At 65.9% G+C, this 14,642-nt stretch carries 13 protein-coding genes; 7 read left to right on the forward strand and 6 right to left on the reverse strand.

Annotated features, from left to right (window positions below):
- Positions 1-13 precede the first annotated feature (13 nt).
- Together rffA and ON44_RS12310 are read right to left on the reverse strand one after the other, a co-directional pair.
- Complete coding sequence (rffA, locus tag ON44_RS12305) at positions 14-1,153, reverse strand: dTDP-4-amino-4,6-dideoxygalactose transaminase (RefSeq protein ID WP_040689303.1); 1,140 nt, start codon at positions 1,151-1,153, stop codon at positions 14-16.
- Positions 1,143-2,243 carry a glycosyltransferase family 2 protein gene (locus tag ON44_RS12310; RefSeq protein ID WP_051181918.1) on the reverse strand — a complete coding sequence of 367 codons (1,101 nt, stop codon included), beginning with the start codon at positions 2,241-2,243 and terminating at the stop codon, positions 1,143-1,145. The genes rffA and ON44_RS12310 overlap by 11 nt, the downstream gene beginning before the upstream one ends.
- 258 nt (positions 2,244-2,501) lie before the next feature.
- Here ON44_RS12310 and ON44_RS12315 point away from each other — a divergent pair, with 258 nt between their 5' ends.
- The 4 genes from ON44_RS12315 (at position 2,502) to ON44_RS12330 (ending at position 7,784) form a co-directional block, all read left to right on the forward strand.
- Entirely contained in the window at positions 2,502-4,709 is a 2,208-nt protein-coding gene (locus ON44_RS12315) for a membrane protein (RefSeq protein ID WP_040689320.1), read from the forward strand.
- A gap of 70 nt (positions 4,710-4,779) precedes the next feature.
- The gene (locus ON44_RS12320) at positions 4,780-7,023 is read left to right on the forward strand and encodes a membrane protein (RefSeq protein WP_040689322.1); all 2,244 of its coding nucleotides are present in this window, start codon (positions 4,780-4,782) and stop codon (positions 7,021-7,023) included.
- Positions 7,020-7,529, forward strand: a complete 510-nt coding sequence (locus tag ON44_RS12325; RefSeq protein ID WP_051181919.1) for a GtrA family protein — start codon at positions 7,020-7,022, stop codon at positions 7,527-7,529. The genes ON44_RS12320 and ON44_RS12325 overlap by 4 nt, the downstream gene beginning before the upstream one ends.
- Positions 7,530-7,550: 21 nt before the next feature.
- Positions 7,551-7,784 (forward strand): Trm112 family protein, encoded by a 234-nt coding sequence (locus ON44_RS12330; RefSeq protein WP_040689305.1) that lies wholly within the window; start codon positions 7,551-7,553, stop codon positions 7,782-7,784.
- A 44-nt stretch (positions 7,785-7,828) separates the two neighbouring features.
- On the opposite strand, the gene ON44_RS12335 is transcribed toward ON44_RS12330, so the two are convergent.
- The 4 genes from ON44_RS12335 to ON44_RS12350 all read right to left on the reverse strand — a co-directional run bounded on the left by ON44_RS12335 (position 7,829) and on the right by ON44_RS12350 (position 11,590).
- Positions 7,829-8,479: a TetR/AcrR family transcriptional regulator gene (locus tag ON44_RS12335; protein WP_245567117.1), complete on the reverse strand. Its 651-nt coding sequence runs from the start codon at positions 8,477-8,479 to the stop codon at positions 7,829-7,831.
- Positions 8,476-9,267, reverse strand: a complete 792-nt coding sequence (locus ON44_RS12340; RefSeq protein WP_051181920.1) for an ABC transporter permease — start codon at positions 9,265-9,267, stop codon at positions 8,476-8,478. The genes ON44_RS12335 and ON44_RS12340 overlap by 4 nt, the downstream gene beginning before the upstream one ends.
- Positions 9,264-9,995: an ABC transporter ATP-binding protein gene (locus tag ON44_RS12345; RefSeq protein WP_040689307.1), complete on the reverse strand. Its 732-nt coding sequence runs from the start codon at positions 9,993-9,995 to the stop codon at positions 9,264-9,266. The genes ON44_RS12340 and ON44_RS12345 overlap by 4 nt, the downstream gene beginning before the upstream one ends.
- Before the next feature lie 77 nt (positions 9,996-10,072).
- A complete protein-coding gene (locus tag ON44_RS12350) occupies positions 10,073-11,590 on the reverse strand; it encodes a multicopper oxidase family protein (protein ID WP_040689331.1) in 1,518 nt (505 codons plus the stop codon).
- A gap of 180 nt (positions 11,591-11,770) precedes the next feature.
- On the opposite strand from ON44_RS12350, the gene ON44_RS12355 reads away from it, so the two are divergent.
- From ON44_RS12355 to ON44_RS12365, 3 genes are all read left to right on the forward strand, one after another.
- Positions 11,771-12,943 (forward strand): NAD(P)/FAD-dependent oxidoreductase, encoded by a 1,173-nt coding sequence (locus ON44_RS12355; protein WP_040689311.1) that lies wholly within the window; start codon positions 11,771-11,773, stop codon positions 12,941-12,943.
- A 201-nt stretch (positions 12,944-13,144) separates the two neighbouring features.
- A complete protein-coding gene (locus ON44_RS12360; protein ID WP_040689312.1) occupies positions 13,145-14,035 on the forward strand; it encodes an RNA polymerase sigma-70 factor in 891 nt (296 codons plus the stop codon).
- Positions 14,036-14,066: 31 nt separating this feature from the next.
- On the forward strand, positions 14,067-14,642 hold a 576-nt coding region (locus ON44_RS12365), incomplete at its 3' end, for a low temperature requirement protein A (protein WP_040689332.1).

Genomic DNA, 14,642 nt, shown 5'->3' on the forward strand with positions numbered 1-14,642 from the left:
GCCCGGCGCTCGCCTAAACGGTGTATGCGGTGACGGCGTCGATGACCCTGGTGATCTGATCGTCGGTGAGGTCGGGCCAAAGTGGTAGGCGCACAACGGTTCCCGAGAATTCGGCGCTGCGCACACAGGGCTTCGGGGTGCGGCCCAGTTTGAGTCCGGCCGGGCTGGAATCCAGCGGAACGTAGTGGAATGGCGCCGAGATACCGCGTGCGGCCAGATGTGCGATCAGATCGTCGCGCTGTCGCTCGGTAGGTGTGCGCAAGTAGTACAGATGTGCGGTATGTGTCCGGTCCTCGGGCACCGCCATGAGCCGGACATCATTGCGGCGGGCCCAGTCGGGCAGTGCGGCGGCGTATGCGTCCCAAACCCGGTGCCGTCCGGTCTGGATCGTCTCGAATTCGTCCAGCTGCGCGTCCAGCACCGCCGCGTTGAGCTCGCTGGGCAGATAGCTGGAACCGATATCCTGCCAGGAGTACTTGTCCACCGCGCCGCGTAGGAAACGGGCGCGGTCGGTGCCCTTCTCGCGGATGATCTCGGCGCGCGACATCAGGATCTCGTCGGTGAGCAGCAGTGCACCGCCCTCGCCGCAGTGCACGTTCTTGGTGTCGTGGAAGCTGAGCGTGCCAAGGGTACCGAGGGTGCCCAGTGGGCGATCGCGCCACCGGCCGCCGAGGCCGTGCGCATTGTCCTCCACGATGGCGATGCCGTGCGCGTCGGCGAGTGCGAGCAGCCCGGCCATATCGGCGGCCACCCCGCCGTAGTGGATGACCACAACGGCCTTGGTTCGCTCGGTGATCACCGCGGCGACCGATTCGGGATCCAAATTGCCCGTTTCCGGGTCGATATCGGCGAAGACGCAGGTGGCGCCGCGCAGTGCCATTGCCGTCGCGGTCGAGGTGAACGCGAAACTCGGCACGATCACCTCATCATCGGGGCCGAGCTCGAGCAGCAGACCCGCCATCTCCAGTGCGGAGGTGCACGAGGTGGTCAGCAGCGCATGCGGCGCCTCGGTGATGGTCTTCAGCTTCGTGGTGGCCGAGGCAGTGAACCGGCCGTCGCCGTGACTGTGGTCGGAGGCGAGAACGGCCTCCAGATTGGCCAGTTCCCGGCGGGCCCGGAACGGGCGGCTGAAGATGACGCGGTCAGTGCTCAACCCGGTCGCTCCCCCTGCTGGCGGTGGTCGTGGTCATTTCTCGGATATCCGCCGGGCGTGGCGTCGGCGAACCGACGGTCAGATACAGCGGCTTGCCGACGAGGATGTGCAAAGCCACACCGAGGTATTCGGCGATGAGTCCCAGCGAGAACAAGATCGTTCCCGAACATAGCAGCAGCACGACGATCATCGAGGCCCAGCCCTCGGGCGCCCAATTGTCGGCGGTGAGCGCCTCGTATACGACGAACGCGGCCATCACACCACCGGCCAGCGCGAGGGTTACCCCGAGCAGGCTGACCAGCCGCAGGCCCCGGGTTCCGCTGCACAGCACCATCTTCCAGAACAGCGAGAACAGACGGCGGTAGTTGTAGCCGGATTCCTCGCGGCCCTCGGCGCGCAAGGTCACCGGCACCTGAGCGACGGTGCCGACCACCCAGGTCAGGGCGACGTCGAGATAGGCGCCGTTGGAGGCGACCTCGGCGAGCTGGCGGCCGATATCGCCGCGGATGAGCCGGTAGCTTTCGAATCGGGTGGAGTCCGGGAAGGCGAAGATCGTCGCGAGCACCACCTTCGCGCCGCGCGAGGTGATGTTGCGCAGGAATCCGTGCGGCCGGGTGTTGGTCGGCTTCGAATAGACCAGATCGGCGCGCTCGGTCAGGGCCGCGTCCAGGAATGCGCCGATGAAGGCGGGATCATGCTGGCCGTCCTCGTCCATGGTGACGATCCAGTCGCCCTGGGCGGCCGACATTCCGGCGATGGTCGCGGCGTCCTGCCCGAAGTTGCGGCTGAGCCAGACGATGCGGACCTCCGGATAGGTCTGCTCCAGTTCCTGCAGCACCACATCGGAGCGGTCGGGACCATGGTCGTGTACCAGGATGATCTCGCCGACCGTGAAGGCGACGCCGCCGGGAGTGTCGGTGGGATCGGTCAGCCGGTGCAGTTCTTCGACGAGTCCACCGATGGTTTCTTCGCCCCGATAGATCGGCACCACGACCGATACCGCGTGCGGCTGGTCGGCGCCCGGTCGAGCGGGGCGTCCGTTGGTCGCACCCGCGGGTGAGCCGTTGGGGTGGGCGGAGGGAATCGGCATCAGCTGGATCGACTTTCGATGACGGTGCGTGCCGGTAATCTCCGCTGGACAGCGGAGCCCGAGCCGCCGTGAACTTTAACACGGTACGCATACGGCATTCCGGAGCAGCTCATCGCACCATCATGGTGGTGTCGGCGGTTCGATGCCAAGCTCGACCGTGCGCTGTAGGGTTTGGAACTCGTGACGGTTGGTGCAGTGACGGAGGCGAAAAACGCAGGACCCGACGCCCGCGACAGGGAGCCCGATTCGCGTCGGGAGGTGTACCGATGGGGTGCCGTCTGCACACTCGGTGTCATCGCGGGATACCTGGCGGTACTGCTGGCCAACGCGCGGCACTTCTACACCGACGACACCGAGTCCCAGTACACCGGACTCTGGGTGGGATTGGGACGCGCGCTCCGTGACGGCACCTTCCCGGTGCTGGTGCCCGAGCGCTGGATGTCGGGCAACAACACGATGGATGATGCCGGCCTATTCAACCCACCGCAGCTGCTGATCGATCTGATCGCGCCGTCGGTCGACAACATGGCGGTGTACGCGACCGTCGTCAAACTGATCTTCGCGATCATCGCCGCACTCGGCGTCTACCGGATCTGCCTGGTATACGGGGCGCGGCCGGTGTGGTCCGCGGTCGCGGGTGTCGCGTTCCCGCTGTCGGGTTTCTTCCTGTTCTTCGACGAGGCCAGTTGGATGACCGCGCTCACCGGCACGGCATGGCTGGTTCATGCCTGGGCATCGTCGGTGCGCTACACCCGCGGTCTCGGCGGGCCGATTCCCGTCTTCATCTACCTCTACCTGGCCATCTCCACGCAGTACATCTTCCCGGCCGTCGAGGCGGCGCTGATGCTGCTCGCCGTCGCGGTGGGCGAGCTCGTCTACCAACGCAAATGGCAGCCGGTGGCGCGGTTGACCGTCGCCGCGACGGGTGCCGGGCTGGCCGGATTGCTGACTTTTCTGCCGAGCATGCTCTCGGCGAAGGTGACCTGGCGCGGCACCATGGAGATCAACAACGACCAGTTCTTGACGGTGCCGTGGTCGGAATCGCTGAATGCCAGTCTGCCGAGCACATTGCCCGCGTTCACCTCCTGGTGGGGCTATATCCAGCCGATGCCGGTCACCTATATCGCCTGGTTCCTTATTCCGGCGTTGGCCTTCATCGACTGGCGGCGCGCCCGCGAATCCTGGCGCGAGCTCAGCGGGGTCGCACTGTTCGCGACCATCATGCTGATGTGGAGTGCCGGACCGGGGTCGATCGGTCCGCTGCGCTGGCCGGTGCGGGTGCTGCCGATGCTCGCGCTCGGCCTGCTCGTGCTGGTCTGTGTGTTACTCGGGCGCTACGCCACCGTCCGTGATCTGAAGAGTCGCGGCGTCGCCGCCGCTCTGCTGATCGGTCTGCTGTGGGTGCGGTCCTTCTCCGCGGATCCACACAATGTGGTCCGGCACGTACTGGCGGCCGCCGCGATCGGCGCGCTCGCCGCCGGGGTGGTATGGCTGGGACGTAACCGGAGTTTGGCCACCGCGGGTGTGCTGACCATCGTCGCGATGTTCCCGATCGCGTTCTATCAGGTCAATGCCGCCCAGCCGACGCCGATGACCTGGCATCTGCCGACCAACAGGTCCGAGGCGCAGGCCGCGTTCCCGGACTTTCCCGGTACCACGATCCAACTCGGCGAGCGTGGGTTGCTGCAGCGCGACGATATGAGCCTCGACGGCGCCTACGGATCCCTGGTCTTCGGCAACTACGCCAAATCGCTCGAGCTGACCTATGTCAATGGGTACACCCCGACCGGTCACTTCTATTTCGGCGAACTGCTGTGCATGCGGTGGGACAGCAGCGTCTGCCCGGACGCCTATCGGCGGATGTTCGCCCCGGAGCCGACCACCGGCCGTCCCCTTGTCGATCTGATGAAGCTGGACCGGGTGGTGTTGCAGCGCGCCCTGTTCCCCGATGCGCGCAATCAGCCGGCACCGGAGGGCTGGAAATGGGTCGACTATCCCGGCCACGAGCGCTACATCTCGGTGCTGCAACGCGTGGACGGTCCGATCTCGACGGTGAACGGCCGCGTCGCGGATGCGAAAAATGTGACAGCGGCATCGATTTCGGAGACCGATACCACCAGCCGGGTGCGGGTGTCCTCGGCCGGCGGCGGCAAGGTGGTATTCGCGCGCCTCGGCTGGCCGGGTTACCGGGTGACCCTGGACGGTAAGCAGATCCCGATCACCACCGTGGCGAAGTCCTTTGTCGCCGTCGATATACCCGCCGGCACGCAGAATGCCGAACTGGTGCTGACCTGGCGTCCACCGGGCTGGAAGATCGGAATCGGCACCACAGCCCTCGGCATCGCCGCCATCGGGGTGCTGCAGTGGCTGTGGGTGCGATCGCGGCGTCGGGACCCGGAGCCGCCGGCGGCGGATCATCCGAGCCCCGGCGAGCCGGATCGTGAACTGGCGGACGTGGTCTCGTAGCGGTCGATCCGTGCAGGCCCGATCGGAGGTGTCCCTCGACGAGTGCGCCCTGTAGGGTCTGGAACTCGTGGTGGAAAGCAGCGCCCCCGCCCGGCGGGACGTGTACAAGTGGGGATTCATAACCGCGCTCGGTGTGATCGCCGGATATGTTGCCGTCCTGCTGGCCAATGCCAGGCACTTCTACACCGATGACAGCGAGTCGCAGTACGGCCCGCTGTGGGTGATGCTCGGCCGGTCCCTGCGCGACGGACAGTTCCCGGTGCTGGTCCCCGAGCACTGGATGGCGGGCAACTACGCCATCGAGGAGGCGGGCCTGCTGAATCCGCCGCAACTGCTGATCGATCTGATCGCGCCCTCGGTCGACAACATCGCGCTCTACACCACCGTGATCAAGCTGATCTTCGCGGTCGTCCTGGGGACCGGTGTGTACCGCATCTGCCTGGAGTACGGGGCGCGGCTGCCGTGGGCCGCCGTTGCGGGCGTATCGATTCCGTTCACCGGTTGGCTGCTGTTCTTCGACGAGGCCAGTTGGTACACCGCCTTCACCGGTACCGCGTGGCTGGTGCACGCGTGGGCGTCCGGCGTGCGCTACGCACGGGGACGTGGCGGGCCGATCCCCACCTTTGTTTTCCTGTACCTGGCCATCTCGGTGCAATACATTTTCCCAGCGGTCGAGGCCGGGCTGATGATCGGCGCGGTGGCCGTGGGGGAGGTTGTCTACCAACGCAAATGGCAGCCGTCGCTGCGACTGCTCGCGGTCGCGGGCTGTGCTGCGGTGGCCGGGCTGGCCACCTATCTGCCGAGCATGCTGTCGGCGAAGGTGACGTGGCGCGGCACGGCTCAGATCAATAACGACCAGTTCCTGACCGTGCCATGGTCGGAATCGCTCAATGCCAGCCTGCCCAGCTCGTTGCCCGCGTACAACTCCTGGTGGGGTTATGTGCAGCCGATGCCGGTGGTCTATATCGCCTGGTTCCTGATTCCGGCGCTGGCCTTCATCGACTGGCACAAGGCGCGTGCGTCGTGGCGGGAGTTCAGCGCGATCGCACTCGTCGCGCTGATGGCGCTGATGTGGACGGCGGGGCCGGGCACCATCGGCCCGCTGCGCTGGCCCGCGCGGGTGTTGCCGATGCTGGCCCTCGGACTGTTGGTGCTGGTGTGCGTGCTGCTCGGCCGCTTCGCCACTTTCGAGAATTGGCGTGGCCGCGGTATCGCAGCGGGCGTGCTGATCGGGCTGCTGTGGGTGCGGTCGTTCTCGGCCGCGCCGCGCGAGGTCGTCTGGCATGTGGTGGCGGCGGTCGGAATCGCCGTGCTCGGCGCGGCCGTGGTATGGCTCGGGATGAAGAAAAGCATGGCCGCGGCCTGCGCGTTGACCATCGTTTCGGTGTTCCCGATCGCGTTCCTGCAGGTGCATGCGGCACAGCCGACGCCGATGAGCTGGAACCTGCCCGAGCAGCGGTCGCAGATGAAGGCCGCGTTTCCCGAGTTTCGGGGTACCACCCTGCAATTGGCCGATCGCGGGCTGATCCGGCCGGAGGATCGTTCGCTGCGGGGCGCGTACGGATCGCTGGTCTTCGGTAACTACGCCAAGGATCTGGAGAAGACATATGTCAGCGGCTATACGCCCAACGGACACTTCTGGTTCGGTGAAATGCTGTGCATGCGCTGGGACACCAGCGTCTGCCCCGACGCCTTCCGGCGGGCCTTCGCGACCGAGCCCACTACCGGTATGACGATCGTCGACCTGATGAAGGTGGATCGGGTAGTGCTGCAGAAGGCGCTGTACCCGGACGCGGGCAATCAACCCGCACCATCTGGCTGGCAGTGGGTCGACTACCCGGGCCACGAGCAGTACATCGCCGTGCTCGAGCGAGTGGGCGGGCTGCTGTCCACCCAAAACGGCCGGGTGTCGGCGGTCGCCGGCGGCACCGCGACGTCGGTGTCGGAATCGGAGCTGACCAGCCGGGTTCGCGTGAGTTCGGATAATGGTGGCCGCGTGGTCTTCGCACGGCTGGGCTGGCCGGGCTATCAGGTGAAGCTGAACGGCCGGGCGATCCCCTTCGACGTGGTCGCGAAAACCTTCGTCGCCGTCGATATACCGGCCGGCACCAAGAACGGCGACCTGGAGCTGACCTGGCGGCCGCCGGGGTGGAAGATCGGCGGGGTCGCGATACTGCTCGGGCTGTTCGGAATCGGCGCATTGCAATGGATGTTCGTGCGCGGGCGCGAGCGCGATGAGGACGACGCGCAGCGGACCGAACCGCCGGTGACCGTGACCGTTTCCGAACCCGATCTGGCGGGAGTATCTCGTTGACAGCTGACCAGCAGGCCGAATTCACGGCGGATCATGCGGGTGCGACCGGTGCCGAGGATCCGGGTCTGCTGCTGCGGCTGGTGCGTCGGCAGGAGATCGCCTTCGCGATGGTCGGTGCGTTCAATACCGCACTCGGTATGGGGCTGACCGTGCTGTGGCTATCGGTGCTCGGTAGTAATGTGCCGCCCGCGGTCGCGGTGGTCGCCGCCTATGCCGTCAGCATCGTCATCGCGTTCGTACTGCATCGCACGCTGGTCTTCCGGGTGCGCGGACATATGCTGCGCGATTTCGTTCGCTTCGTGGCGGTCAATTCCGGTGGGCTGCTGATGAATATCGCACTGCTGTCGCTGGCCGTCTCGGTGCTGCATCTGCCGAGTAGGCCGGCCGCGGTGGTGGTGATGGGTCTGGTCGCCATCGCGAGCTTCTTCGGGCATCGCTACATCTCGTTCCACCGGGCGCCCGTGCCCGAGCCACCATCGGCCGGTTCGGGTGCGGAACGGTTCTAGGCGCCGGGTAAGTTATCGATCATGCCGGAGGAAACCGCCTTGGACGCCACCCTGTTGAGCCTGCTCGCCTGTCCGCAGGACAAGGGTCCGCTGCTGTTGGTCCGCGACGACAAGGGCGCCACCGCGCTCTACAACCCGCGCCTGCGCCGTGCCTACCCGATCGAGAACGGCATTCCGGTGCTGCTGATCGACGAGGCCCGCGATGTCACCGACGCCGAGCACGCCGCGTTCACCAGTCAGCACGCCGACGCCTGATCAGCAACCAGCCCGGTGGCGCACGATAGCGTGCGCCACCGCGATTATGGTGCGGGAGTATCGATTTCACCGGTGAGATAGCGCTGGAGCGTGGGGGCGACGGCTGCGACCAGTTCGGGACCCGGCATCGAGGCCAGCGGTTCTATCTCCAGGATCTTGCGCGCGACCAGCACGCCGATCATCTGCGTACCCACCAGCGCGACCCGAGCGCGGCCGTCATCCTCGGGCTTCGCGATCCGCATCCGTACCCGTTCCAGGACGACATCCAGGACAAATGTCCTGGCCAGCGCGGTATCGCCGCCCGCGAGAATGCTGCGCACCGCCGCGACGACCCCCGGACCAGCGGGGGAGTCCCACACCGCGAGCACCGAGCCGAGGATGGTTTCGCCGAGCCGATCCAGCGGCGCGGCCTCGATCCGGCGCAGTGTGGCCTCCGGATCGATCGGCAACTCGACCACCGCGGCGAACAGTTGCTGTTTGGTCCCGAAATAGTGGTGGACCAGTGCGGGATCGACCCCGGCGTCGGCGGCGACGGCGCGAATCGAGGTCTTGTCGAAACCGATCTCGGCGAAGCGGGTGCGGGCGGCCGCGAGGATTTCCTCGCGGGCGCCCGACCGGCCAGGGCGGCGACCGGAGCGGGCGCCCCGGTCGCCGTTGGTCGTCGCGTCCTGTTCGATCGGGTTCTCGGCCGTCACGCGGTTCGCCGTCGTAGCGTGGCCGCGCCCAGGCAGAGCGCGACGATCGCGAATCCGGCAACGACCGCCAGGTCACGCAGCATCTGACCGGTGACGTCCGGATGCGTCGAAACCTGTTGCAGCGCATCGACCGCATAGCTCAACGGCATCACGTTGCTGATCGCCTCCAACCAGCCGGGCAACTGTCCACGCGGAACAAGCAAGCCGCACAGGAAGATCTGCGGTGCGACCACCACCGGCATGAACTGCACAGCCTGGAATTCGGTGCGCGCGAAGGCACTTGCCAATAGTCCGAGTGCGACGCCGCAGACCGCATCGATCATGGCGATCACCACCACCCAGACCGGACTGCCCGCCGAATCCAGGCCGAGCAGCCCGAAGGAAACCAGACAGGCCACCGCCGCCTGCGCCGCCGCGGCCACCGAGAAGGCGGTGCCGTATCCGGCGAGCAGATCGAGTTTCGACAGCGGCGTGGTCAGCAGTCGCTCCAATGTGCCGGAGGTGCGTTCGCGCTGCATGGCGATCGCGGTGATCAGGAACATCACGATGAACGGCAGGATGCCGAGCATGCTCATACCGACGCGATCGAATATCGGCACGGGGTTGAACGGGTTGGGCGGGGTGTCCTTGTAAATGAAGTAGAGCAGCGCCATCAGGACCGCCGGAACCACGAGAATCATTGCGACAGTGCGATGGTCGTTGCGCAACTGACGCAGGATGCGTCCGGTCGTCGCGGCATAGGGACGCAGTGTCGGCGTCCGGCGGCGGGGTACGAGGGTGATGGTCATGCCGCACGTCCCATCGTGATCAGAGTGAGGAAGGCTTGTTCGAGGTTCTGCTCACCGGTTTCGGTGCGCAGTTCGTCCGGGCTGAGCTCGGCGAGCAGGTCGCCCTCGCGCATCAGCAGCAGTTTGTCGCAGTGTTCGGCCTCGTCCATCACATGGCTCGAGACCAGCAGCGTTGTTCCGTTCGCGGCCAATTCGTGGAACTGCTTCCACAGGTCGACGCGCAGCACCGGATCCAGGCCGACCGTCGGCTCGTCCAGGATCAGCACCTCCGGCTGCGCGACCAAGGCGCAGGCCAGAGACGCGCGGGTCTCCTGGCCGCCGGAGAGTTCGTCGCCGCGCTGGTGGGCGTGATCCAGCAGGCCGACCGCGCCGATGGCCTCGTCGATGTCGTCGCGGTCGCGGCCGTACAGCGCGGCGAAGTAGGCGACGTTCTCACGCACGCTGATATCGCGGTAGATGCTCGGTGCCTGGGTCACGTAACCGATCCGATGCCGCAGTTCCGCCGAGCCCGCGGGCAATCCGAGCGCGGAGATCTCGCCGGACGCCACGAGCTGGGTGCCGACGATGCTGCGCATGAGCGTGGTCTTACCGCATCCCGACGGACCGAGCAGTCCGGTGATGGAACCGCGCGGGATGGTCAGCGAGACGTTGTGTAGGACTTCGCGGCCGCCGCGGCGCACGGTGAGGTTGCGAACCTCGACGGCATGGGATGAGTGCAGGTCCGTCATGGGACGCCTCAATTCATCGAGTGTTGAATTCACTGTGTGATGAATTTAGCGCGCGCGGGACTTTCGGGCAAGACCCGTCAGTGGTGATGTGCCGGTGCTCCGGCCGACTGACCCGGCTCGACCACGACAAACTGGCCCATCATGCCCTGGTCCTCATGCCAGAGCAGGTGGCAGTGATACATGTACGGCGAGTTCGGATCGGCGGGTCCGTCGAACCGCATGGCGAGCTTCGCGGTGGCATTCGGCGGCAGGAAGATGGTGTCTTTCGGTCCGGTCAGTGCGTCGGGTGGCGGTGCGCCGTTCAGTTCGAGGACGCGGAACTGTACATCGTGAATGTGGAAGTTGTGCGGCATGCCGTCGTTGTTGTGCACCACCCAGGTCTCGGCGGTGCCCCGGGTGACCGTCAGATCGATCCGGTCCATTGCCATCGGACTGCCGTTGATGCCACTCAGATTCAGTTCGAAGCTGCGCTCGCGCACCGAATCGGAGCCATCCGGCGTGGACGAATGTGCCAGCACCGCAGGCAATTCCGGCGATGGCCGCAATGTCGATGCAGCACGCAGTTCGAGGATGTCGAAGCTGTCGTCACCGCCCGCGAAGCGCTGCGTCCAGAAGCTCAGTCCCGCGTCGAGTTTCGTGCTGCGCAGCACGGTGCGTTCACCGGGCCGCACGCGAACCACGATTTCGGCGCGTTCGCCCGGTGACAGCCGCACCCGATCGAGCGCGACAGGACGTGCCAAGTGCCCGCCGTCGGTGCCGACCAGCGAGAAGCGGCGGTCGTCGGCGAAGCCGAAGGTGTAGACCCGCGCTGTCGAAGCGTTGAGCAGTCGCAATCGCACGAGTTCATCGCCGACATCCCGATACGGCGTGAGGGTTCCGTTCACCATGGTCCGGTCGCCGAGGAACCCGACGTCGCGGAACATGCCGTGTGACGAATCGAGCTGATTGCCACGGAATTTCACGTCCTGGATGATGACCGGCAGATCGTCGACGCCATAGTTCTTCGGTAGCGAAAGTCCGTCGGACACTTCGTCGTCGAGTAGGAACAGCCCCGCAAGCCCACGCCGGACGTGCTGTTCGGTCGCGCCGTGCGGATGCGGGTGGTACCAGAGCGTGGCGGCGGGCTGATCCACGGTCCAATGCGGTGTCCACGTGCCACCGGCCTGCACCATCTGGTGTGGCCCGCCGTCCATCGCCGCGGGCAGATGCATTCCGTGCCAGTGCACGGTCGATTGCTCCGAAAGATTGTTCCGGACTTCGACCTCCACCTTTTCGCCGCGCCGCGCCCGCAGCGTCGGACCGAGATAGTCCCCGTTGAACCCCCACGTCTCGGTCGCCTGCCCTGCTCGGAATTCCTTTTGCCCCGACCGCATTTCGAGTTCGAAGACACGCGTGCCATCCGCTCGCATCCGGGACTGGGCCAGCGGCGGAATCGCGAGCTCATTGCTGAATTCGCCGCTGCCGATAGTAGATACGGACGCACTGCTGTACACCCACGTGACGCAGCCGCCAACCGATAGCGACACCACCGCCGCGACCGCCGTGAGGATCAAGAGCAACCGCCGCAACCACCGCGGCCGGGAAACCGAAGACATGCCGCCGACGGTATGGATCACCGACCCCGACCACATCCGGGAGCGTCCCCATTTCACCCCTGATCCGATGTGTGCCCCACGTCACACCACATAGCTGTCACGTCCGGCGGCGGTGCTTTGTCCGATGGTCGTCACCAACCAACAAACCTGCCCCGGTGACACCGACCATGGGAGCAAGCCATGACAACGCATCGGATCGTCGTACTCGGCGCGGGCTACACCGGCATGCTGGCCGCCGTCCGGCTGGCTCGGCGGACCCGCAAACTCGACGTCGAGATCACCATCGTCAACCCGTCCGCCCGCTTCACCGAGCGGCTCCGCATGCACCAGGTCGCCGCGGGTCAGGAGTTGGCCGATAACCGGATCCCGGAGATCCTGGCGGGTTCGGGCGTCGAATTCGTCCAGGGCTGGGCGACTTCCATTGATCCCGAGGCGCAACGGGTCTACGTCGACGGCACCGGCACACTGCACTACGACGAGCTGATCTACGCGCTCGGCAGCAGCACCGACACCAGCATCGTGCCCGGCGCCGCCGATCACGCCTGGACCCTGAACGATCCGCGCACCGCGCACCGTTTCTCCGAACACCTCGCGGTGGTCGCGGCCGATGCCGGCACCGTCGCGGTCTGCGGGGGCGGTCTGACCGGCATAGAGGCGGCGGCCGAAATCGCCGAGAGCTACCCGAACCTGCGCGTCACGCTGATCAGCAGTACCGAACCGGGCGCGATGATGGGTGATAAGGCTCGCGCCTACCTGAACAGTGCGCTCGATCGGCTCGGTGTCGCCCGCAAGGTCGGCCAGGCGGTCACCAAGGTTCTCCCGGATGCGGTCGAACTCGCCGACGGCGAACTGGTTTCGGCCGATCTGACCCTGTGGACCACCGGCGTCCGCGTCTCGCCACTTGCCGCCCAGTCCGGCATCGAAACCGACGCGCGCGGGCTGATCGTGGTCGATCCGACCCTGCGGTCGGTTTCGCACCCGAACATCCACGCCATCGGCGACGCCGCCGCGGTGCGTCAGGCCTGGGGGCAGATCCACGGCACCTGCCAGTCCGGTTTGCCGACCGCCGCCTACGCCGCCGACTCCATCGCGCGGCAACTGAAGGGCAAGACCGTCAAGCCGTTCCGGTTCGGGTATTTCCACCAGCCGGTCAGCCTGGGCCGCAAGAATGCGGTCATCCAGTTCACCGCGGCCGACGACACCCCGGGCCGGTTCTACCTGACCGGACGTGCCGCCGTGCTGTACAAGGAGGGCGTGAGCAGCAGCCCGGTCCCCAGCTTCAAGCTCAGCAAGAAGATGACGGTCTCGGTCCAGTTGTCCCAGGGCGGCAAGGCGACGCGTGCAACCGCGTGACGGCACAAAATCTACCGCGCGCCGGAAAATCCATCGGCGGGCGGTAGATTCTCTTTCGCCGACGTGACGACTGGTTTCGCAAGCACATGGGTACCTCGCCGGACAAGCCCAAATCCGACAGGGCGCGCCGAATGCGGGAACTGCAAGCGACTCACGCGCACCTGACTTGTATGGCCTGAATATTCGGGGAGGCGGATGAGTATGGTCGACGAAACGCCCACACAGGACCCATTCATCGAACATCGGCGGCTGCTCTTTTCCACCGCCTACCGGATGCTGGGTACCGTCACCGATGCCGAGGACATCCTCCAGGACACCTGGCTGAAATGGAATGAAACCGATCAGTCGACAGTCCGGCATCCCAAGTCCTATCTGGTGCGCACGGTCACCAACCTGTCGTTGAACCGGCTCACCTCGGCCAAGGCCAAACGCGAAACCTACGTCGGCCCTTGGCTTCCCGAGCCCCTGCTGACCTCACCGAATATCGCCGAGGAGACCGAGTTGGCCGACACCGTCTCCACCGCGATGCTGGTGGTCCTGGAGACCTTGAATCCGGTGGAACGCGCGGTCTTCCTGCTGCGCGAGGTGTTCGGCTACAGCCACGCCGAAATCGCCGACACCCTCGACAAGCCCGAGGCCACCGTGCGGCAGATCGCGCATCGGGCCCGCTCACATGTGCAGTCCCGCCGCCCGCGCTTCGATACCGATAAGGCCGAGCGCACCCACATCACCGAACAGTTCATGGCCGCCTGCGCCGGTGGCGATCTCAATGCCCTGATGGATCTGCTCGCCCCCGATGTCACCTCGTGGTCCGACGGCGGCGGTGTGGTCACCGCGGCCCGGCGTCCGCTGTACGGACCGGATCATGTGGCGCGCTGGGTTCTCGGCGTACTCGCCAAGCCGTCGGTCGCGGGCATCGTCCTCGAGCCCGCGCATATCAACGGCGAACTCGGGGCGCTCGCGCGCATCGACGGAAACCCGGTGGCGGCGTTCACCTACGACATCGTCGACGGCCACATCCACAACCTGCGCTTCCAGGTGAACCCGAGCAAGCTCAAGGGGCTCTACATGGGGACCGACGTGATCGGATGACCAGTTCGGCGTTGTGCTTTACGATCCTGCCGTGACCAGCCAGACCACGGAACCGAACGTGGACGGAGGACAGGTTCGGGTTTCCACCCTGGAGTTGTTCTTCGATCTCGTCTTCGTCTTCACCATCACCCAGTTGACCCACGTCTTCACCCACCATCCCGGCTGGGAGGCGCTGGCTCAGGTGGTGGTGCTGTTCGGGGTCATCTGGTGGATGTACAGCGGCTACGTCTGGCTCACCAACGAAGTGGCGCCGAGCAATTCGCAGCGCCGCACGCTGTTGCTGATCGGCATGTTCGGATTCTTCGTGCTGGCGTTGGCAATCCCGGACGCGTTCCACGGCACGGGTCTCGCTTTCGGTCTCGGCTACGTCCTGGTCAACACCGTGCACACGGCGCTGTTCTGGGTCAGTGGCGGCACCTCGGCGAGTCAGGCGATCAAACGCATCGCGCCACTGAACGCGCTCGCCGCGGCGCTCGTGCTCGCGGGCGGCTTCGTGCACGGCTGGTGGCAGTACCTGTGCTGGGGGCTGGCATTCGTGGTGCAGATACTGAGTCCGTACTTGGTCGACACCCGCGATTTCGTGGTGCGGGCCAGCCATTTCTGCGAG

It is taken from the genome of Nocardia vinacea NBRC 16497 (assembly GCF_000308835.1).
GTDB lineage: Bacteria > Actinomycetota > Actinomycetes > Mycobacteriales > Mycobacteriaceae > Nocardia > Nocardia vinacea.

What these genes read in the sequence shown, in the direction of transcription:
- ON44_RS12340 (WP_051181920.1), bottom strand. Translation starts at nt 9,267, where the DNA reads ATGACCATCACCCTCGTACCCCGCCGCCGGACGCCGACACTGCGTCCC.
- ON44_RS12330 (WP_040689305.1), top strand. Translation starts at nt 7,551, where the DNA reads ATGCCGGAGGAAACCGCCTTGGACGCCACCCTGTTGAGCCTGCTCGCC.
- ON44_RS12350 (WP_040689331.1), bottom strand. Translation starts at nt 11,590, where the DNA reads ATGTCTTCGGTTTCCCGGCCGCGGTGGTTGCGGCGGTTGCTCTTGATC.
- ON44_RS12355 (WP_040689311.1), top strand. Translation starts at nt 11,771, where the DNA reads ATGACAACGCATCGGATCGTCGTACTCGGCGCGGGCTACACCGGCATG.
- ON44_RS12310 (WP_051181918.1), bottom strand. Translation starts at nt 2,243, where the DNA reads ATGCCGATTCCCTCCGCCCACCCCAACGGCTCACCCGCGGGTGCGACC.
- ON44_RS12345 (WP_040689307.1), bottom strand. Translation starts at nt 9,995, where the DNA reads ATGACGGACCTGCACTCATCCCATGCCGTCGAGGTTCGCAACCTCACC.
- ON44_RS12360 (WP_040689312.1), top strand. Translation starts at nt 13,145, where the DNA reads ATGGTCGACGAAACGCCCACACAGGACCCATTCATCGAACATCGGCGG.